Annotated in this window: 20 protein-coding genes and 2 rRNA genes (1 of these 22 only partly in view); 8 read left to right on the top strand and 14 right to left on the bottom strand. The window is 30.0% G+C overall.

The window, feature by feature from the left end:
* Nucleotide 1: 1 nt before the first annotated feature.
* Together speD and CXF68_RS05100 are read right to left on the bottom strand one after the other, a co-directional pair.
* Nucleotides 2–364, bottom strand: coding sequence for an adenosylmethionine decarboxylase (gene speD / locus CXF68_RS05105; RefSeq protein ID WP_028888714.1), 363 nt, complete (start codon nucleotides 362–364; stop codon nucleotides 2–4).
* Nucleotides 365–412: 48 nt separating this feature from the next.
* Nucleotides 413–1,624 (bottom strand): aminotransferase class V-fold PLP-dependent enzyme, encoded by a 1,212-nt coding sequence (locus CXF68_RS05100; RefSeq protein WP_101043274.1) that lies wholly within the window; start codon nucleotides 1,622–1,624, stop codon nucleotides 413–415.
* A gap of 92 nt (nucleotides 1,625–1,716) precedes the next feature.
* On the opposite strand from CXF68_RS05100, the gene CXF68_RS05095 reads away from it, so the two are divergent.
* From CXF68_RS05095 to CXF68_RS05080, 4 genes are all read left to right on the top strand, one after another.
* Nucleotides 1,717–3,042, top strand: a complete 1,326-nt coding sequence (locus tag CXF68_RS05095) for a serine hydrolase (protein ID WP_101043273.1) — start codon at nucleotides 1,717–1,719, stop codon at nucleotides 3,040–3,042.
* Nucleotides 3,043–3,046: 4 nt separating this feature from the next.
* Nucleotides 3,047–3,388 carry an SdpI family protein gene (locus CXF68_RS05090; protein ID WP_101043272.1) on the top strand — a complete coding sequence of 114 codons (342 nt, stop codon included), beginning with the start codon at nucleotides 3,047–3,049 and terminating at the stop codon, nucleotides 3,386–3,388.
* A 26-nt stretch (nucleotides 3,389–3,414) separates the two neighbouring features.
* Entirely contained in the window at nucleotides 3,415–4,041 is a 627-nt protein-coding gene (locus tag CXF68_RS05085) for a tetratricopeptide repeat protein (protein WP_101043271.1), read from the top strand.
* A gap of 137 nt (nucleotides 4,042–4,178) precedes the next feature.
* A complete protein-coding gene (locus CXF68_RS05080) occupies nucleotides 4,179–6,011 on the top strand; it encodes a hypothetical protein (RefSeq protein WP_101043270.1) in 1,833 nt (610 codons plus the stop codon).
* 74 nt (nucleotides 6,012–6,085) lie between these two features.
* Here the strand turns inward: CXF68_RS05080 and CXF68_RS05075 are convergent, their stop codons facing one another.
* On the bottom strand, nucleotides 6,086–6,763 hold the full coding sequence (locus CXF68_RS05075) for an SCO family protein (protein ID WP_101043269.1): 678 nt from the start codon (nucleotides 6,761–6,763) through the stop codon (nucleotides 6,086–6,088).
* A gap of 156 nt (nucleotides 6,764–6,919) precedes the next feature.
* Here CXF68_RS05075 and rseP point away from each other — a divergent pair, with 156 nt between their 5' ends.
* Nucleotides 6,920–8,269, top strand: a complete 1,350-nt coding sequence (rseP, locus tag CXF68_RS05070; protein ID WP_101043268.1) for an RIP metalloprotease RseP — start codon at nucleotides 6,920–6,922, stop codon at nucleotides 8,267–8,269.
* Nucleotides 8,270–8,584: 315 nt separating this feature from the next.
* On the opposite strand, the gene CXF68_RS05065 is transcribed toward rseP, so the two are convergent.
* From CXF68_RS05065 to CXF68_RS05050, 4 genes are all read right to left on the bottom strand, one after another.
* Nucleotides 8,585–10,393, bottom strand: coding sequence for a lysophospholipid acyltransferase family protein (locus tag CXF68_RS05065; RefSeq protein ID WP_101043267.1), 1,809 nt, complete (start codon nucleotides 10,391–10,393; stop codon nucleotides 8,585–8,587).
* A gap of 56 nt (nucleotides 10,394–10,449) precedes the next feature.
* Nucleotides 10,450–11,697, bottom strand: coding sequence for an aspartate kinase (locus tag CXF68_RS05060; protein ID WP_101043266.1), 1,248 nt, complete (start codon nucleotides 11,695–11,697; stop codon nucleotides 10,450–10,452).
* A complete protein-coding gene (locus CXF68_RS05055) occupies nucleotides 11,684–12,169 on the bottom strand; it encodes a GNAT family N-acetyltransferase (RefSeq protein WP_101043265.1) in 486 nt (161 codons plus the stop codon). The genes CXF68_RS05060 and CXF68_RS05055 overlap by 14 nt, the downstream gene beginning before the upstream one ends.
* 175 nt (nucleotides 12,170–12,344) lie before the next feature.
* On the bottom strand, nucleotides 12,345–13,934 hold the full coding sequence (locus CXF68_RS05050; RefSeq protein ID WP_101043264.1) for a hypothetical protein: 1,590 nt from the start codon (nucleotides 13,932–13,934) through the stop codon (nucleotides 12,345–12,347).
* A gap of 193 nt (nucleotides 13,935–14,127) precedes the next feature.
* Here CXF68_RS05050 and fbp point away from each other — a divergent pair, with 193 nt between their 5' ends.
* Together fbp and CXF68_RS05040 are read left to right on the top strand one after the other, a co-directional pair.
* On the top strand, nucleotides 14,128–15,150 hold the full coding sequence (gene fbp, locus CXF68_RS05045) for a class 1 fructose-bisphosphatase (protein WP_101043263.1): 1,023 nt from the start codon (nucleotides 14,128–14,130) through the stop codon (nucleotides 15,148–15,150).
* Nucleotides 15,151–15,272: 122 nt separating this feature from the next.
* Nucleotides 15,273–15,881 carry a superoxide dismutase gene (locus CXF68_RS05040; protein ID WP_101043262.1) on the top strand — a complete coding sequence of 203 codons (609 nt, stop codon included), beginning with the start codon at nucleotides 15,273–15,275 and terminating at the stop codon, nucleotides 15,879–15,881.
* Nucleotides 15,882–15,952: 71 nt separating this feature from the next.
* On the opposite strand, the gene CXF68_RS05035 is transcribed toward CXF68_RS05040, so the two are convergent.
* From CXF68_RS05035 to CXF68_RS05020, 4 genes are all read right to left on the bottom strand, one after another.
* Entirely contained in the window at nucleotides 15,953–16,435 is a 483-nt protein-coding gene (locus CXF68_RS05035) for a thioesterase family protein (protein ID WP_101043261.1), read from the bottom strand.
* Between the two features lie 53 nt (nucleotides 16,436–16,488).
* A complete protein-coding gene (locus tag CXF68_RS05030) occupies nucleotides 16,489–17,082 on the bottom strand; it encodes a TetR/AcrR family transcriptional regulator (protein WP_232771611.1) in 594 nt (197 codons plus the stop codon).
* A 92-nt stretch (nucleotides 17,083–17,174) separates the two neighbouring features.
* A complete protein-coding gene (locus CXF68_RS05025) occupies nucleotides 17,175–18,323 on the bottom strand; it encodes a cystathionine gamma-synthase (RefSeq protein ID WP_101043260.1) in 1,149 nt (382 codons plus the stop codon).
* Nucleotides 18,324–18,372: 49 nt separating this feature from the next.
* Nucleotides 18,373–18,828: a DinB family protein gene (locus CXF68_RS05020; protein WP_101043259.1), complete on the bottom strand. Its 456-nt coding sequence runs from the start codon at nucleotides 18,826–18,828 to the stop codon at nucleotides 18,373–18,375.
* 43 nt (nucleotides 18,829–18,871) lie between these two features.
* On the opposite strand from CXF68_RS05020, the gene CXF68_RS05015 reads away from it, so the two are divergent.
* On the top strand, nucleotides 18,872–19,219 hold the full coding sequence (locus CXF68_RS05015) for an arsenate reductase family protein (RefSeq protein ID WP_101043258.1): 348 nt from the start codon (nucleotides 18,872–18,874) through the stop codon (nucleotides 19,217–19,219).
* Between the two features lie 110 nt (nucleotides 19,220–19,329).
* On the opposite strand, the gene CXF68_RS05010 is transcribed toward CXF68_RS05015, so the two are convergent.
* From CXF68_RS05010 to CXF68_RS05000, 3 genes are all read right to left on the bottom strand, one after another.
* A complete protein-coding gene (locus tag CXF68_RS05010; protein ID WP_101043257.1) occupies nucleotides 19,330–20,223 on the bottom strand; it encodes an IS1595 family transposase in 894 nt (297 codons plus the stop codon).
* Between the two features lie 367 nt (nucleotides 20,224–20,590).
* Nucleotides 20,591–20,699: ribosomal RNA gene (rrf, locus tag CXF68_RS05005) — 5S ribosomal RNA — on the bottom strand.
* Nucleotides 20,700–20,799: 100 nt separating this feature from the next.
* Nucleotides 20,800–21,653: ribosomal RNA gene (locus CXF68_RS05000) — 23S ribosomal RNA — on the bottom strand; it runs 2,030 nt beyond the window's last position.

Here is a 21,653-nt window from a genome sequence, read left to right as displayed (position 1 = left end):
ATTATTCAATTTTGTCTAGAAAACCTCTCTGACTTGAATTCTTTTCTAATTTTTTAGATTTAAATTGCTCTTGTATCCAAACAATACCTTCCTCTAAATCAAAAGATTTATTACAAGTAAAAAAATCTAAAGCTACATAATTGTGTTCTGGCCAAGTATGTATTGCTATATGGCTTTCTTTAATTACGATTACGCCGCTAATACCAATTGGAGAAAATTCATGAATTGTTGTGTTAACCACAGACAGATTCATAATCATAGCAGCTTTTTCTAAAATACTTTTTATCGACGTAACTGAATCTATAATTGTAGCATCGCAATCATAAAAATCAACGGTCGTTTGATAACCTAAACTCTTCTTCATTTTCCAAATATACAAATTTTAGAATATTCTTAAAAAATGAAAAAAAGTTTAACTCAACATCATTTTTGCTTTTTTTACTGCTGCTACTAAAACATCAATTTCTTCTTTTGTATTGTAAAAAGCAAACGATGCTCTCACTGTACCAGGTATACAGTAAAAATTCATAATAGGTTGTGCACAATGATGACCAGTACGAACTGCAACCCCTAATTTATCTAATATCGATCCTACATCATAAGGATGTATTCCTTCTAAATTAAAAGAAATTACAGATGCTTTATTCGTTGTTCCGTAAATTCTTAATCCTTCTATTTTTTCTAACTCTTGTGTTCCGTACGCTAATAATTCGTTCTCCTGTTTCGCTATACTTTCAAAACCTATCGAATTCATATAATCTATCGCTGCACCAAAAGCGATTCCTCCACAAATATTTGGGGTTCCTGCTTCAAACTTATGAGGTAAACCTGCATAGGTTGTTTTCTCAAAAGTTACGGTTTCAATCATTTCACCTCCTCCTTGATATGGTGGTAACATATTAAGTAATTCTTCTTTACCATATAACATACCAACACCTGTTGGCCCACACATTTTATGCGCAGATGCTACGTAAAAATCAACATCTAATTCTTGAACATCTGGTTTTATATGTGGTACTGCTTGTGCTCCATCAATTAAAACATAAGCTCCAAATTTGTGCGCTGCATGAATAATTTCTTCAATAGGGTTTATGGTTCCTAATGCGTTAGATACATGGTTACAGAATACTATTTTGGTTTTATTATTTAGTAATTCATGATATATATCCATTCGTAATGAACCATCTTCATCCATAGGTATCACCTTTAATACCGCTCCTGTTTTTTCACAAAGCATTTGCCAAGGAACAATATTAGAATGATGCTCTAAAGAAGAAACAATTACCTCATCTCCTGCTTTTAAAATAGTTCCAAAACCTGAAGCTACAATATTAATACTATCTGTTGTTCCTGAAGTTAAGATAACCTCATACGAATGTTTTGCGTTAAAATGCTGTTGAATCTTAATACGAGCCTCTTCATACTTATCAGTAGCTTCTTGACTTAGTGTATGTACACCTCTATGAATATTTGCATTGTAATTAGAATAATAATCTACAATCGCATCAATTACAATTTGCGGTGTTTGCGAAGTTGCACCGTTATCAAAATACACTAAATTTTTTCCATGAATCTCTCTCTTAAGAATAGGAAAATCAGCTCTAATTTTATCTACATTAAACATATAAAACCTAAATTTAAAGCAAAGATACCTCTTGCTTTTTAAAAACAAACATCAAACAATTAAATTCTTACATTTGCTAAAAACTGTTTTGTATGAAGATTGTAAAAAGAATACTCCTATTAATTTTAATTATACTTGCTGTTGCAGTATATTACAACTACTCTAAGTTAAATATTCTTGCAGGATACTCTGCAAAAAACACTGCTTCATCAGTTTTTTTAGCCAACAGAAGTTTAGAATTTACAGATAATAATGACAATGATTTTTCTCCTATTAATTTAACTTCTGATGAAATTAATGAGCAACAAAAATCAGCGACAGGATCAGTTTTTGGTTTATTAAAAAGAAAAGCTATTTACAGAGAAGGTTTAGGTGCTGTGTTAATTAATGATGAATACGATTCTTCAAATAAGCCATTAACACCTAAACGTACGAAGCCAGATAACACAACTTCTTTTCCGTATGGAAATGCTGATCAAAAAGATACACTATTCTCAAATATTGATTATAAAAAACTAAACGAAACTATTGATACTATTTTTAATGATAGAAATAAAACTAGATCTGTTTTAGTTCTTTATAAGGGTAAAATTATCGCTGAAAAATATGATACTGGATTTAACAAAAATTCGAAACAATTAGGTTGGTCTATGACCAAAAGTATTACGAGTACCATTATTGGTATTTTACAATGCAAAGGTAAAATGAATGTTACATCTGCTAATCTGTTTGATGAATGGAAAAACGATGAACGTAAAAACATTACGACACATAATTTATTACAAATGAATTCAGGTTTAGAATGGCTTGAAGATTATAATACTATTTCTGATGTTACAAAGATGTTGTTTCTTGAAAAAGACATGACTAAAACTCAAATAGGAAAACCTTTAATAGGAAAAGCCAACCAAACATGGAACTATTCATCGGGAACCACAAATTTACTTTCTGGTATTATCCGTAAGCAATTTAATACGCATCAAGAGTATCTTGACTTTTGGTATAGTGCCCTTATCGATAAAATAGGAATGAACTCTATGGTTATAGAAACTGACATGAGTGGGAACTTTATTGGTTCTTCTTACGGATGGGCAACTACAAGAGATTGGGCTAAGCTTGGTCTTTTATATTTACAAAATGGTGAGTGGAATGGTGAACATCTTTTTGATAAAGATTGGGTAAATTACGCTACTACTCCTACTCCAACATCTAATAATTCATACGGAGCACAAATTTGGCTAAATGCCGGAGGCAAACATCCTGATGCTCCTAAAAACATGTACTCTTTTAATGGTTATAAAGGTCAAAATGTTTTTATTTTACCAAATCAAAATTTAGTAATCGTACGCACAGGTCTTACCAAAAATGCCGACATGAATACTCTTTTGAAAGGAATTATAACTTCTATTAAAAACTAAACTAATGAACCCATATTATTACGTACTTTCTGTAAACGGATTTCTTTTTTTATTCAGTGTTATTTTTTACTTTTTTCCTCCTAAAAAAATAAACCCTATTTATGGCTATCGTACTAACAAAACTATAAAGAATGATACTATTTGGAAGTTTGCAAACAATTTTTTCACCAAACAGTTTTTAAGATATTCATCTATTTCATTTATTGCTACTTTATTCCTAGCATACATTTCTAAAAGCTTAAGCTGGCAACCAATGGCAATTATGCTATTATCTTTAGCTGTTTCTGTGATTAAAACAGAACAAGAAATTAACAAGAACTTTGATCAAGAGGGGGATAAAAAGTAAATTGATACTGATTTACAACTAATATTATGCTAAAAAATACAATTTTTATTCTAATAATATCTTTAATTTTTTCTTGTAAGAAAAAGAAGCCTATCCTTATTACTGTAAACGATGATCCTTTAATTCAATACTATAGAGTTAATAAAGAAAATATTGTTTTGATTAGTTCTGATTTTAATGAAAAAGATTTAACTAAAAAGAATATAAATTTAATTATAGATAAGAATTATAAGGATTTGAAAGTTGCTCTTTTAAAAGACTTATCTATTAATCCTAAAAACAGTATTACTTTGCATAATTTAGGTAACTTAGAACTGATCTTAAAAAAATTCCCAAAAGCTATAACTTATTACAATAAATCTATATTATTATCTGATTCTACTTACTATCCATCTATTTTAAGTCTTGGTAAAGCATATGGAATTTTAGGTGAAGATAAAAAAGCTGAAAAACTTTATAATCATATAATTGAAAAATCAGAAATTGACTTTTTAATTGCTATATCTTATCTAGGTCTTTCAAAAATGTACTTAGATTATGGTTGGATTGATAAAGCCAAAACATCAATTTCTAAATCAGAATCTTTATTAGTTAATTATAATGACTATGATTTACAAATTGATGTTTTGAAGAAAAAAATTAATGATTACTAAATTGACGACCTCTTACGTTACTAAAAATCAGTAATTAAAATTTCAATTTTGTAAACATTAATTCTTATTAAAACATGATATAGATTAGCTTTTTTCATTTTATATCTAATTAAGTTTACAGCTTAATTAGATATAAAATGAAAAAAGGACATTCATTTCACATTCCGGTAATGGGAATTGGGTTTACTATTGATACACCAATAAAAGTCGCACAGTACGGAATTGATTCAGTTATTTTTATAAGTGATGATATACTTCTTGAAAAGATGCGTAAAATGTATTCAAATAAATTCAAACTACCTTATACAGAAATAGGTGAAAAAGAAGAAGATTCTAGAGCTAAAAGAATTACTTCTTATCTGAACTTAATGAAACAAGTTGCAGAGAAAAAACTAGAAAACATTAAAAATGCATCAATAGAAAAAAGTAACGAACTAAAAAAATACTTTAGCATGTTACCCGATTCTTCAACTTTAAAACAAGATTTTATAAAGTTGACTGATAGAATAACTGATGTTTCAGAAATTAAAAAGTGGTTACACGACAATTTATCATTAGGTGATATTAATGTTAATATCATGACTAAATTAGATAAGGTTAACTATAATCCTGCCAACAAAAAAGAAACTTTACCTATTGAGTTTAACGATGCACATGCAGCCTTAAGAGGTTTTGCAAATAGCAACTTAAATTCATCAATGGTGTTTTCTGCAGGTATGAATCCTCGTTTATTTACTTACTTAGAAAAATTTAACGATTTCTTTCCTGATTTAAACGGAGTGATTAAGAAAAAAGTAGTGATTAAAGTTAGTGATTATCGTTCTGCTTTAATTCAAGGTAAATTTTTAGCTAAAAAAGGTATTTGGGTTTCTGAATACAGAATTGAATCTGGCTTAAACTGTGGTGGACATGCTTTTGCTACTGAAGGTTTTTTAATGGGACCTATTTTAGAGGAGTTTAAGAAAAATAGAAACGAATTAATAAATTCAGTATATGGTCTTTTAGTAAATGCTTTAGAAGCAAAAGGTAAAACCATTCCCACAAAAACATTAGCCATAAAAGTTACCGCACAAGGAGGTGTTGGAACTGCTGAAGAACAAGAGTTTTTAATAAGTAATTATGGTCTTGACTCTGTAGGCTGGGGAAGTCCTTTCTTATTAGTTCCTGAAGCAACAACTGTTGACAACAACACATTAAAACAATTACAAAAAGCAAAAGAAAAAGATTTGTTTTTAAGTAATATATCACCCTTAGGTGTACCTTTTAACAACTTAAGAGGTAATACAAAAGACATTCAAAAATTGGCTTTTGTAGCCAAAGGAAGGCCTGGAAGTTCTTGTCCCAAAAAATTTCTAGCCTTAGATGGTGAGTTTTCTGAGAAAACAATATGTACTGCTTCTCGACAATATCAATACTTAAAAATTAAACAATTAGAGGATAAAAAAGCTACGCTTTCAAACATTGAATACAAAAAAAAATATGCTAATATTGTTGATAAATCTTGTATTTGTGTTGGATTAGGTACTTCTGCTTTAGTCGTAAATGATATGGATACAAAAGTTGAAGGAGAAGGAGTTTCTATTTGCCCTGGTCCAAATATAGCTTACTACTCAAAAGAAACTTCTTTGTCTGAAATGGTAGGACACATCTATGGAAAAAATAACGTAATTGAAAGATTAGACAGACCAAATGTATTTGTTAAAGAACTAGGTTTATACTTAGATTATTTAAAAACTAAAATAGATGAAACAACATCTGAAATGAATAAAAAGCAAGAAAAATACTTGGTTAGTTTTTCAAAAAATTTAGATGAAGGTATTCATTACTACAAATCGATGTTTTCAACTATAAAATCATCATTTGAAGACACCAAACATTTAATCTTAAAAGAGCTAAACGAATCTCTCAATGAATTAAAACTGATGAATAAAGATATTGACCAATTAATTTTAAATAAAATAAAAGCGTAAATTCTACACCATAAAAAAAAAGACCTTTAGATTAATTTCTAATGGTCTTTTTTATTTTATTACAGCTATAAAAATTACTTTAGATATTCTTTTTTCAATATTGTAATATCATCAATAATCTTTTGCATATTCTCTTTTTTTGTTCCGTCATAAGAACCTCTAATTTGTCCTTTCTTATCAATTAAAACAAAATTTTCAGTATGAACCCAATCATTCTCTCCCCCATCACCTTCATCTAAAACAGCAAAATAATGTTTACGAGCTAAATTATAAATATGCTTTTTATCTCCTGTAGTAACATTCCATTTACCATCTATTACACCCTTAGAGTCTGCATATTTTCTTAATTGAGGTACACTGTCCATAACAGGTGTTACAGAATGTGATAAAAACATAATATCATTATCATCTTTATAATGCTCTTGTAACTCACTCATATTATATGCCATTACAATACAAATTGTTTGACAACGCGTAAAAAAGAAATCAGCTATATAAATTTTATCTTTATAATCAGCATTCGTAATCGTTTCTCCGTTCTGATTAATTAATTTAAAATTTCCTATTTTATGGTTTCTAGTCTTTGCTCTTACTGATATATCTACCAATCGAGGATTTATATCTGCTGGATTATAAATTGGTAATTTTTCTTCGACTTTTACTAAATGATAAAAAACAGGAATTCCTACAGCACAAAATACAATTAGAAAAAGTAGCGTACTTTTCGATTTCTTAAAAAACTGTATGTCCATTTTTATTTTTTTCGTAAAAATACGACTAAAAAAAAGTTTAATTTAAACTAAAAATAAAAATTTTGTTAAAACCAAACCGCATATATGCTGTAAACTTTTTACAGCTCTACTGAAAAACGTACATTTGTTCGATTTTAAATTTAGATACAAATCTCTATGGAAATTTTAATAAAAGCATCACAATTTATTTTAAGCTTATCGCTTTTAATTGTTTTACACGAATTAGGTCATTTTATTCCTGCAAAAATTTTTAAAACTAAGGTAGAAAAGTTCTATTTATTCTTTGATTATAAGTTTTCTATATTTAAAAAGAAAATAGGTGATACTGTTTATGGTATTGGTTGGATTCCGTTAGGAGGGTATGTAAAAATATCAGGAATGATTGATGAAAGTATGGATACCGAACAATTAAACAAGCCTGCACAACCTTGGGAGTTTCGATCTAAACCAGCATGGCAACGTTTAATAATTATGCTAGGTGGTGTAACTGTAAACTTTATATTAGGTATCGTTATTTACATTTGTTTAATGTATGCTTATGGTGAAAAATTTTTACCAAACGAAAACCTAAAAGATGGTGTTTGGGTTCAAGATCAATTAGGAAAAGATTTAGGTTTACAAACAGGAGATAAGATACTTTCTGTTGACGGACAAACTGTTCGAAAATTTAGAGAGCTTACTTTAGAATTTATTAATGGAAATAATTATTCTATTGAAAGAAACGGTACTATTATTAATAAAGAAATTCCTACCGATTTTATTTCAAAACTTGTTGATAGAGATAAAAAATCTGGTAGTTTTATAACTCCAAGATATCCTTTTGTAATAGCTCAAGTATCTAAAGATTCACCTAATCTTAAAAGCAATTTGCAACCTAAAGATATAGTTACTTCAATCAATGGTATTTCTACAACTTACCTTGATCAAGCTAAAATTGAACTAAACAAAAATAAAGGGCAAGAAATTAATATTACTATTAAAAGAGGTACAGAGAATTTAACGGTTCCTGTAAAAGTTACAGAAAAAGGTAAATTAGGTGTTGCCTTAGGTCAGTTATCTTTAAAAGACTTAGAAAAATTAGGTTATTACCAATTAGCAGAAAAATCTTATTCTTTTGGTGAAGCTATTCCTGCAGGAACAGTAAAAGCATGGACTACTGTAACAAACTACGTTAAGCAAATGAAAAAAATATTTAACCCTAGCACAGGTGCTTACAAAGGGTTAGGGGGTTTTATTTCTATAGGTAGTATATTTCCATCAGAATTTAGCTGGGAAACTTTTTGGAACATTACAGCTTTCCTATCAATTATGTTAGGTGTTATGAACTTATTACCTATACCTGCTTTAGATGGAGGTCATGTTGTATTTACTTTATGGGAAATGATTACGGGTAAAAAACCAGGTGATAAATTCTTAGAATATGCACAAATAACAGGTTTTATATTATTAATAACACTATTACTATTTGCAAATGGTAATGATATATTTAGAACATTTTTTAAGTAAAACACATTATATATGAAAAGGAAAAGGGATTTGTTAAAACAAATCCCTTTTCCTTTTGTACAACTTCTATTAGACTCTTTTTAAAGAGTCGTTATAATTTAGTATCTAATTATAAACCCACAGTAAAACAACCTATTTACCTCTATTACCGCTTAAATTATATAACATATAATGTTTTAAAACCGAAAGTAGTAATATACTTATAAAATCTATCACCCTTTTTAAAATTACACATACAAAATACTTTAGTAAACAAAAAAGCATCATACTTAGTATGATGCTTTTTTATTTATTGCAGTACTAAAATATACTAATTTATTTATTCATGTTTTCTGAAGCACGTCTTTCTAATTCAGCCTGAAATTCTTCCATAACTGGTTTTACTGTGCTCTCTGGTATCTCTGCAACTTTAATATATAATAACCCATCTATTGCGTTGTTAAACTTAGGATCTACATTAAAAGCAACCAAACGAGCATTCTGTTTTACGTACTTTTTAATTAACACAGGCATACGTAATGCACCTGGTTCAATTTCATCTATTATTTTATCAAATTTTTGCATATCAGCCTTCGTTGCATCAAATACAAAATCTTTATCTGCATCCTTCAATTTCACTTTATATTCCTTTTTAGGATGAATATATTGTGCTACATATGGATCGTAATAATGAGACTTCATAAACTCAATCATTAATGATTTCGAAAAATCAGAAAACTGATTACTAATACTTACACCACCCATTAAATATTTATACTCTGGATAACGCAATGTTGTATGAACAATTCCTTTCCATAATAAGAACAAAGGCATTGGTTTTTGCTGGTAATTCTTTGAAACAAAAGCCCTACCTAATTCCATAGTATTTTGCATCATCGGGTACAGCTCTGGCTCTATTCTAAATAAAGTATGAATATAAAAACCATTAATTCCATGTTTTTTATAAATATCCTTACCTAAGCCCATTCTATAGGCACCTGCAAGCTCTTTTTTAACATTATCCCATAAAAACAGGTGATGATAATATCTATCAAACCGATCTAAATCAATCGCCTTGTTTGTTCCTTCACCGACATCTCTAAAGGTAATTTCTCGTAACCTTCCTATTTCATGTAAAATATTTGGAATTTCTTTTGCACTTGCAAAAAACACTTCATAATTTTTACTTTCTAGTAACCTACTTCCTTTATCTCGTAAGTCATCAACTTCTTTAACAAATAAATCAGGTGTTCTTTGAGGAGCAATATCCTTAGGAGTCTTAGGTATCTTTAAATTTTGAGTTGATAAAATCTTCTGAGATGTTTTCTCAAACGGATTTGCTAACATATATGTTTTCTTTCTTATAAACTCATAAAAAGAAGACACGTCTTTATATTGTTCCTGGTCTTTTACCGAAATAGGCTTTCCTATCCTTACCTTTATTACTCTATTTTTTTGTGAAATTATTTCAGATGGAAGTTTTGCCGTTCTTAAGGTATCACTAATTTTAGATAAAAGATAAAATAATCGGCTATTTTTTGCGTGAAAATAAATAGGAATCACTGGTACTTTTGCTTTTTTAATCAAACGTACTGCTCCATCTTCCCATGGTTTATCAACTACTAATTTACCATCACGATGTGTTGATACTTCTCCTGCTGGAAAAATACCTAATGGTTTTCCTTCTCGTAAATGCAATAATGCTCCTTTAATACCAGCCATACTTGACTTTGCATCTTTTCGATTTTCAAAAGGATTTACTGGCATTATATATGGCCTTAAAGGTTCAGCCCTATGCAATAGAAAATTTGCTATAATTTTATAATCTGCTCTTTTTTCAACCAATAATTTCATTAACAAAATACCATCAATCCCTCCTAAAGGATGATTCGAAATTGTAATAAAAGCATCTTTTTTTGGTATTCTTTTTAAATCGTCTTCATGTATTTCAAATTCAATTTTGCAATCGTCTAAAAGACCATTTAAAAAATCTAAATCAGATTTATCTTTATTGTTGTTATATAATCTATTAATCGCAGAAATACGCAAAAATTTCATCAACAACCATCCAATAAAAGTTCCGGCAGCACCGAACTTCCCAACTCCAATAACTTTAGCAATTTCTTTTGATGTAACTAATCCCATTAATTCAAATTTGGCATAAATGCAAATATAACGGATTTTTTCGAAATTTACACTTTTTATTGTATAACCAACTGAGCTGTTTCTGTATTAATTTGACTAATAATTGATTTACCTCTCTTACGTATTTTTGTTATCGCTTCACCATTAAAATGGCGAATAGTATATAGAGTTACAGCTTTATATGACTTTATATTAAATTTCACCTTTAAATCATTATAAAAAACATCAAAAAGATTGTATTTATCATCAATACACACAGAAAAGCTAATCGCTGAGTTTTGAATTAAGTTAACTTTTAATTTGTATTTATGTAATTTTTCGAAAACATCACTAATATTACTTTCAACCATAAAAGAAAAATCTTTGGCTGAAATTGAAACTAATATTTGGTTTTTCTTTACAATAAAACATGGTACTTCTGGTGTTATTTTTTTACCTCTTCCAACACAAGTCCCTTTATTAGAAATATCATCAAAAGAACGAACAAATAAAGGTATATTTTTTTGCTCTAGTGGCTGAATTGTTTTTGGGTGTATTACCGATGCTCCATAAAAAGCCATTTCTATAGCCTCAGTATACGATATTTCGTTTAGCAGCTGAGTTTCTGTAAAAACACGAGGATCTGCATTTAAAACACCTTCAACATCTTTCCAAATAGTTACACTATCGGCATTTAAGCAATACGCAAAAACACCAGCAGTATAATCAGACCCTTCTCTTCCTAGAGTAGTCGTTTCATTATTTACTCCACCGCCTAAAAACCCTTGAGTAATATTCAATTTAGAAGAAATTACTTTTTCTTTTATTTCCTTCTCTGTTAATTTCCAATTTATTTTTGCATCTCTATAGCTACTATCTGTTTTTATGTAATCTCTTACATCTAACCATTGGTTAGATACACCTATTTCAAGTAAATAAGCACTTACAATACTAGTAGATAGTAATTCTCCAAACCCAACTAATTGATCGTAAACATAATTATAGTTGTTTGATTTATTTTTAACCATAAAACTACTTAACTCACCTAATAAAAAATTGACTCTATTAAAAATAGAGTGTTGCTCTTGAAATAAATCATTTATTATTTCTTTATGAAAATCTTCAACAAAATCTATAGAACTTTTTAAATTTTCTTTTTTATAAAAAAAAGCATCTACGATTTTTTCAAAAGCATTCGTCATCTTTCCCATTGCTGAAATAACAACCAAAACGTTTTCAACTCCCTCATGTTGTATTACACGAGTTACATTTTTTACTCCTTTAGCATCTTTTACTGATGCGCCTCCAAATTTAAATATTCTCATTACAAAATTGCATTAAACTTTCTTCATTCATATGACAAACCCTCCACTCATTATAAACGGTTGCCCCTGTTTTTTTATAAAATGCTATAGCATTTACATTCCAATCTAATACTTCCCATGCGACTCTCTTAAATTCATTTTCTTGCGCATATTTCATAATTGAAGTATATAATTTTTTACCCGCTCCAATTCCTCTTTTTGCCTCTGTAACCATTAAATCTTCAAGATGAATTGACTTTCCTTTCCATGTAGAATAACGTGCATAAAAAAGAGTCATTCCTATAATTGTTCCATCAAGTTCTTCTGCTACAAAAGTTTTAAATTTAGGATTACTAGAAAAACCATCACGAATTAAATCTTCTACAGTGATTTCTACCGCATTCGGCTCTTTTTCAAAAACAGCTAACTCAATAATTAAATTTAATATTGCTTGTGCATCTTTTTTTTCTCCTGATCTGATTATAAAGCTCATTATAAAAATTTTGTGTAAATATAATTCTTAAAACATTCCTTAAAAAAACAAATAGAAAATTAAAACACATCGTTTCTTTTTGTTCAAAATTTTAAAATCATATATTCAAAATTAATAAAAAGCAAAAAGCACAATCTTAATGATTGTGCTTTTTGCTTTTTAATTCTAATGCTTTTTATTCAGCCTTACAATTAGTAAGGTCGTTACAAAATTTCAATAAACTTACTTCGTTATTTTTATATCTATTAGTCATCGCTTTTTTAGCAATATCAGGACAATTTTCTGCTATTTTTGCTAGCTTTTTCTTAAATGCAAAAACAAAACCCAATGCTGACGTTGACTTTCCTTTTTCACTCTCTGGCACAACAATAACTAACTCCTTATTATTAAACTTATATAAATTTATTTTATCAGATTCAAAAACTACTCTACATAATTTATCATTGGCACCTCCTAAAACTCCTTGAGTTAATTTTACTGAGCCTGGTTTTTTTGATGCTTCCTTAAAAACGATGTTTTTATAATGAAGCCCTTCTACAAATAAAAGTTCTTTACATCCTTTCGCTTGTTTAACTCTTGTTCCTATTGGACTACCATTTTTATTATATTGAACGTTTCTAAAACTATACCCTATTTTCTCAATATCTTTAGTATTTATATCAACTAAAGTAGTATCATTCTCTTTTGTAATTAAATAAGCTTGGTTTAATTCAAACTCTTGGTTTGCCTTAAATTCAGGAGCTTCTTCCTTCTTTTCTTCTTCAAGATTACTTATGTCTTCTGTAACAATCTTCATGTGACGAGATTTCATGTTGTTCTTCTCTAAAGATGTTGATAAAGATACTGCTGTTCTTAAAAAACTATTTCCGTCCGACTTATCATAATCGTTTTCTATTAATTTACCTGCATATTCCTCTACTTTTTGAGGCATATCTAAATAACTATAAATCTTCGCAAGATTATAATAACTAGCGTATTTTACTTTTCTCATTTTACGCTTAGTACCTGGATATCTTGAAATAACATTCTCAAAATAAGCTATAACAGGCTCCAATTCTTTTGCAATATCATCCATTGGTTCATCATAATGCATTTTACTAAAAATAGCCTTCGTTTTATTATATGCTTCATGGTGTTTTTTTGTTTCTGGATGCTTTTTAGAAGCCAAAATCCATAAAAATTCCGAATTAGTACTATATGACCTATAACCGTATCTTGAATCTAAGTAAGACTTTATATTCGATTTTATTATAGATTTATGTTTTCTTTTATGATTATCCTTTATATCATGTTTATTAAGTGCATAATATCTTTCAGCCTTATAATAACTATTAAAACTATTGCTAGTATAGTCAGTTTCTGCTGAAAACTTCTCTTCGTAACTTTTAGCCCTAACTCCATTTACAATATTTAAGATACCTTTAGACGAATAGTCTGTCTTAACCCTATATGTGTACCATGTTGATAAAATATTACCATCTTTATCTTTCTTTTGATGTTTCTCTTTATCTATTTTCACTTCACCAACTCTAGTACCAGTGAAAATATAATTAATATCAAGAACTCCAGGAGATTTCACTTTTGAAAATCCATTAATAGAAACACCACTTATATTAATCGAGTATGTTCTTTTACTATCATCTAAAATAGGATCACTTGGTAGTTCAACATAAGAAACATGAAATCTTTCTCTGTCTAAATTTGTGCTTTGAGCGAAAGAGTTTAAATATAAAATTAAAGCCCCTAATAGTACTATTTTTTTCATTTATCTATTCTTTTAAATGGCGAATATAAAAAACCTTTTTTACTTACAGACACTTAGTGTTTTATCTTAAAACACTACTCTAATAGCATATTTAATAAATAATAAGTACTATTTTAATTAAAATTAATATTCGAAATCATTGTAGTTACTCTAAAAAGTTGGCATCTTTGTACTGACAATACAAAATTTTGACATGAATAACAAGCACATGACTCTTGGTGAGTATATAATTGGTAATCAAAAAGATTTTAAATATTCTTCTGGTGAGCTATCTCGTTTAATAAACTCTATTCGTTTAGCTGCCAAAGTAGTAAATCATGAAATCAGAAAAGCTGGTTTAGTTGATATCACTGGAGCTTCTGGAGATGTTAATATACAAGGAGAAACGCAACAAAAGTTAGATGTTTTAGCAAATGATTTATTTAAAAGAACATTAATAAATAGAGAGATTGTTTGTGGGATCGCTAGTGAAGAAGAAGATGACTTTGTTGTTGTTGAAGGTCAAAATAAAACAAACGAAAACAAATATATCTTATTAATGGATCCTTTAGATGGTTCTTCTAATATAGATGTAAATGTTTCTGTAGGTACTATTTTTTCTATTTACAGAAGAGTATCTCCTAATGGAACTCCCGTAACTAAAGAAGATTTTTTACAAAAAGGATCTGAACAGGTTGCTGCTGGTTATGTTGCTTATGGTACTTCTACAATATTAGTTTTTACAACTGGAAATGGAGTGAATGGTTTTACTTTAAACCCTGCTATTGGAACGTTCTATTTATCACACCCTAATATTCAAATTCCAGAAAACGGTAATATTTACTCAATTAATGAAGGAAACTACGTGCATTTTCCAAAAGGAGTAAAAGAATATTTAAAATACTGTCAAGAAGAAAAAGAAAATAGACCATATACTTCTAGGTACATTGGTTCATTAGTTTCTGATTTTCATAGAAATATGATTAAAGGAGGTATTTATATTTATCCAACAAGTACTATCGGCCCTAAAGGTAAGTTACGTTTATTATACGAGTGCAATCCAATGGCTTTTATAGCAGAAGAAGCTGGTGGTAAAGCAACCGATGGTTATAAAAGGATTTTAGATTTAGAGCCTACCGAATTACATCAACGTGTTCCTTTTTTCTGTGGAAGTACACACATGGTAAAAAAGGCAGAAGAGTTTATGGCAAAATATCCAGAAGGCGCAAATTATTAGCATTATAACATATATTTATGCTGTTATAAATTTAGAATAAGGCAAACAGTTGTTTGCCTTATTTTTTTGAATTAAATTTACATTTATAAAAACAACAAATTAACTTATTAAAACATACAATTATGGCTTTTAACTTACCAGAATTAGGATATGCTTATGATGCATTAGTACCAAATATTGATGCTAAAACTATGGAAATTCATCATAGTAAACACCATAACGGTTATACAACTAAATTAAATGCTGCTATTGCTGGAACTGATTTAGAAGGTAAAACTATTGAAGATATTCTTACTAATTTAGATATGAGTAACGGAGGTGTTCGTAATAATGGTGGAGGTTTTTATAATCACTCATTATTTTGGACTGTAATGAACCCTGAAGATAGAGGTTATTTATCTGGTGAATTAAAAGATGCTATTGAAGCTGAATTTGGTTCTAAAGATGCTTTTATTGAAGCTTTCTCTAAAGCTGCTGCAACTCAATTTGGTTCAGGATGGGCTTGGTTATGTGTTCATAAAGGAGGGAAAATTGAAATTTGTTCTACTCCAAATCAAGACAACCCATTAATGCCTGGTGTTTCATGCGAAGGAACTCCTATTTTAGGATTAGATGTTTGGGAACATGCTTACTATTTAAACTATCAAAACCGTCGTCCTGATTATATTGATGCTTTCTTTAAAGTAATTAACTGGAACGAAGTTGAAAAAAGATATGCTGACGCTAAATAATAACGTAATTATTTTTAGTAATTCATTCTTATAGAAAAAGCCCGAAATTAAAAATTTCGGGCTTTTTACCTTTAAACTTTCTGAAACCGTAAGTTTCCTATTCTTTCTTCAAAACTTTTCTCTTTAAGAGGTAAAACTGCATTTTTAAATAATTCAAGTAGGTCTTCAGAATGTTTTTCAGAAGATAGTTTCATTAAGTTAAAATACACAAATGAGCTCCATAGTACAGCTTTAAGCTCAGTCTTTGTTTCATTCCACATTCGTATTTCAACTAACAAATTTTTACTTCCATAATTAATTAACTGAGAATCTATAACCACTGTCTCCATTAAAGTTGCAGGCTTTAAATAAGTAATTTGATGTGTTGCTACTACCCAACTCTTACCTGTTGTTTTTCCATGCTTATATACATCTAAATTATAGTTTTCAATTAATTGATCTTCTCTAGCATTGATAAGATAATTAAAATAAGACGCATTATTTAAATGATTAAAAGGATCACAATCCTGAAATCTTATTTTTGTTTTACTTTCTAAAATTTTTAATAATTCCATTGTATTAAATATTTTAAATATACCGATTGGTATATTTGTGATTAAAAAAATAGTTATTGTTGTAATTGTTCTTCTATGATTTGTTTAATTACTTCTGATAAATCAATAAGATAGCTATCATCTTTCATAATATAAGACATATATACAGCTCCTTCGATCATGTAAAAAAAACGTTTCGCATATAACATACTATCTACTGAATTTTTAATTTCATTAGATTCTTTCCCCATATCAATTAACTCAGCAAAACGATCTAAAATTCTATAATTGTATGATTGAACTAATTTAGATATTTTGTTATCCTGATTATCAGAATCTACCCCAATATTTAAGATAGGGCAACCTCCAAATTGCTTATTATAATGATAATATCCTTTATAAAAAGAGGCTATGTTTAATAACATAGCTAAAGGAGTTTCTCCTTTACTTACTTCTTCATTTAAATCTTTTAAAACTCTTCTTACCGAAAATTTAAAGGCTTCCAAAGCTAGGTTTTCTTTATTTTCAAAATGACCGTAAATTGCTCCTTTAGTTAAACCAGTTGCTTCTGTAATTTTAGATAAACTCATTGCCGAATATCCATTTTTGTTAAAAATAGGCGCTACAGTTTCTATAATAAAAGCTCTTGTTTTTTCTGACTTAGACAAAATAAAAAAATTATCATACAAATATATAAAAAATATACCAGTTAGTATATTTTAATATAAAATCAAAAATAACCTAAGTAAAGAGCTTTAAATTAGATATTCAATGCTTGTTCTAAATCTTCTAGCAAATCATTAATATCTTCCACTCCTACACTTAAACGTATCAGAGAATCGGTTATTCCTATTTTTAAACGCTCCACTTCAGGTATAGAACCATGTGACATTGTTACTGGGTGATTTACTAAGCTTTCTACTCCACCTAAAGATTCGGCCAATGTAAATATTTTGGTGTTTTCTAAAAATGCAAATGCTGCCTGTTTACTTTCATCTTTTAACCGGAAAGAAACCATTCCTCCAAAATCATCCATTTGCTTTTTAGCAATTTCATGATTCGGATGACTATATAATCCTGGGTAATATACATTACCAATTTTTGGGTGATTGACTAAGTATTCTGCTACTAATTTACCGTTTTCACAATGACGTTTCATTCGTAAATGCAATGTTTTAATTCCTCTTAAAGCTAAAAAAGAATCCATAGGTCCAGCAATTGCTCCAGCTGCAAATTGTATAAAATGTAATTCTTTTGCTATTTCTTCGTTTTTGACCATTAAAGCCCCCATCACTAAATCAGAATGTCCTCCTAAATACTTTGTAGCGGAGTGCATTACAATATCAGCGCCTAAATCTAATGGACGCTGAAGATATGGTGTTGCAAATGTATTATCAACAGCTATTAAAATAGTACTATTTATTGCTTTTACAACTTTTGCTATCTCAGTAATATCAGCAATTTTCATTAACGGATTAGTTGGTGTTTCTAACCAAATCAACTTTGTTTTATTAGATATAGCATTAGATACATTACTAATCAAATCCATATCTATAAATATAAACTTCAAACCATATTGTTGGAATAACTTTGTAAACATACGGTATGTACCTCCATATAGATCATCTCCTGCTATAACTTCATCTCCTGGTTTTAAAGTTCTTAAAACACAGTCTATTGCAGATAGCCCAGATGAAAATGCAAAACCATGTGTTCCATTCTCAATAGCTGCAAAGGCATATTCAAGCGCTTTACGGCTAGGGTTTTCACCTCTTGAATATCCATATCCTTTATGAACTCCTGGACTTGTTTGTGCATACGTAGATGTCTGAAATATAGGTGGCATTACCGCCCCCGTAGCCTCTTCATTTTGCTGACCACCATGAATCATCTTTGTATTTAATTTCATTTTAATAAGATATAAATTTAAACTTTAGTATAAAACAGTTATTTATAAATTACACTAACTTTGTTAAAGCCATTATAGTTCCTAGATGAATTCCTTCATGTAAATTATTAAAGGCAATAGCCGTTTCTACAGAATCTAATACAAAACCAAGACTCGTTTCATAAGTAGTAAACTCAGTAAAGATTCCTGCTTCGTAATCTTCTTGTAAGGTATCTGGTAACCCAATCAATAATTCTTTTACCTCTTCAAACTCTTCTTCTGAAAATATACCTGTAGGTAGAGTTCCCTTTTTATACCCTTCTATTAGTTCATCAGAAGCTAAGCAATTTAATCCTGACAATTTATAATGCAACAACTGTTGTGTTACTACTAAATGAGCTACATTCCATGCAATATTATTTTTAAATCCATCTGGAATTTTATGTAATTGCTCAATTGATAAGTTTTCAACTTTTTTTAATATTAATTGTCTCGATTTTATTAAAATTTCAAATTGCGTGTTCATTATTCTACTTATTTTAGCGTAGCTCAAAGATAATTATTAAACCATGAAGAAAGTATATTTTTTAAAAACTTGTGATACTTGCCGTCGTATCCTAAAGGAAGTAAACCTCGATAATATAGAGGAACAAGAAATAAAGACAAATCCAATAACAAGTGAACAGTTAGAGGAGATGAGAAGACTAACTGATAGCTATGAAAGCCTATTTAACAAACGCGCAAAACTCTATAAAGAAAGAGATTTAAAAAATCAACAAATTACTGAAAAAGATTATCGCCAATACATTTTAGATGAATATACATTTTTGAAACGTCCTGTTTTTATAGTAGAAAATGAAATTTTTATAGGAAATAGTAAAAAAGTAATTGATTCTTTAAAGGAAAAACTTAATTGATTCAAAAATCTAAATATTAGACTTATCGTTTAATTTTCATAACATAAATAAAATCTTTTTATTCGTGTTATGAAAATTACTTTTATATAAAACTTAATAGAGGTCAGTAGTTATCTACATATAATTTGTTCGTGATGTACTTTACCCTTTTCAACCATTTTTCTTATTAAGTTATTGAATATTGTTTCTTTGCTTTGTGAGCTATTAATTCTGAAACAAAATTCATTAAAATATCTGTTTATGTTAAAGTCACTTACCCAAGAGTAAGTTGTTCTTATCCAAGATTTCACTTGATGAATCATTGTATGAAGAGCTTTAAAGTTCATACCTCCATTACTTTCAATTTGGGTAATATCATAGGCTTTAGCAATAGGTCTGTAGCCTCTCCATTTATCAGTTATCACTTTAGCTTCTCGACTGATATGATTCACGAAAATATATTGTAAAGAAGTAGCTGAAAAATCTTCGATTCTCATTGCATACATTCTTTTTACTTTTCCATCTTCAGTTAGCTCAACAGCAGTTATAGCCTTCTTTTTCTTTGCTTTATAACTTCTGCCCACTTTATCTTTTTCACGACCACCTAGAACAAACTCATCAACATGAACAATCCCAGTCATAGGATTATTTCCACTACTTTTCATAGCCTCTCTAATTTTAAGCATAAATAAACGTGCTGTCTTTTCTGTGACACTAAAACGAACTGAAACATAGCTTGCAGAAAGACTTTTTGTACTTGTACTCATTTCAAAAACAATGAAAAAAGCTTTTCTAACTCCAAATTTAACTTTGTGGAAAAGTGTGTTTGACGTTGCAGATTCCTGATGAGAACAAATATTGCAAGTACGTGAGAAATCCTTTCTTATTTGAGCCTTTTTATGACCACATTTAACACATTGAAAACAATTTTTCCATTTAATATCTGCCAAATATTCCTTGCAATCTTCATTAGTTTTGAACCGATCAGCAAACTCTAGAAGGTTTTGGCCTTTAAAAATATTCATAATAACATTATATTCGTTGACTTTAAAGATATGAACTTATATACTGACCTCTATAACTTAATATTGCCTTATTTTCTTAAGAAGATTTTGTGTAGATAATTTACCTAAAAATCACCTATTCATTAGAAAAGCAAAGTTTCTGATCCCACAGAGCTGTTATATTTAAATAATAGAGTTCTAAGCATATTAAAACATCATTTTAATAATCTTTACTTATACCACATACAAATTAATCTGATTTACTTAATACTTATCACTTTTTAATAAAGATCATTCTATATAAAGCTTCATACTTAGATATTCGTTGTTTTCATTTGAGTTTAGGGCAAAAAAAAACCTCAATCTATAACTAGATTGAGGTTTAAAAGAAAGGCAACGACCTACTCTCCCACCATTGGCAGTACCATCGGCGCAAATGGGCTTAACTTCTCTGTTCGGGATGGAAAGAGGTGAGCCCCATTGCGATAATCACCTTAAATTGTTTCAGTATATTACAACTGTATAAGTTAACATATTAGTAAAATCATATCGTAAATTATCAAAAGAGTTTGCGTCCCGACCCGAAGGTCGGGAACTATACATAAGCCTATGGGTTATTAGTAATACTCGGCTATGACATTACTGCCTTTACACCTGTATCCTATCAACGTGGTAATCTTCCACGACCCTTTAAAGAAATCTCATCTTGTGGTGGGTTTCGCGCTTATATGCTTTCAGCGCTTATCCCTTCCCAACGTAGCTACTCTGCAATGCTCCTGGCGGAACAACAGATACACCAGAGGTTAGTTCAACTCGGTCCTCTCGTACTAAAGTCAAATCCACTCAAATTTCTAACGCCCACAGCAGATAGAGACCGAACTGTCTCACGACGTTCTGAACCCAGCTCGCGTGCCACTTTAATGGGCGAACAGCCCAACCCTTGGGACCTTCTCCAGCCCCAGGATGTGACGAGCCGACATCGAGGTGCCAAACCCCCCCGTCGATGTGAGCTCTTGGGGGAGATCAGCCTGTTATCCCCGGAGTACCTTTTATCCTTTGAGCGATGGCCCTTCCATGCGGAACCACCGGATCACTATGCTCTACTTTCGTACCTGATCGACCTGTATGTCTCTCAGTCAAGCTCCCTTATGCCATTGCACTCTACGCACGGTTACCAAACGTGCTGAGGGAACCTTTAGAAGCCTCCGTTACTCTTTTGGAGGCGACCACCCCAGTCAAACTACCCACCACGCACTGTTCTCATTGCTGAGTTAGATTCTAGATAAGCAAAGGGTGGTATTTCAAGGACAACTCCACAACGCCTAGCGACGCCGCTTCATAGTCTCCCACCTATCCTACACATTACTTATCCAAAACCAATACGAAGCTATAGTAAAGGTTCACGGGGTCTTTTCGTCCCGCTGCGGGTAATCGGCATCTTCACCGATACT

Origin of the sequence: Tenacibaculum sp. Bg11-29 (assembly GCF_002836595.1) — a bacterium.
Taxonomy (GTDB): domain Bacteria; phylum Bacteroidota; class Bacteroidia; order Flavobacteriales; family Flavobacteriaceae; genus Polaribacter.
The sequence above is the reverse complement of the archived record's forward strand: the minus strand, read 5'-3'. Positions and strand labels throughout refer to the sequence as shown.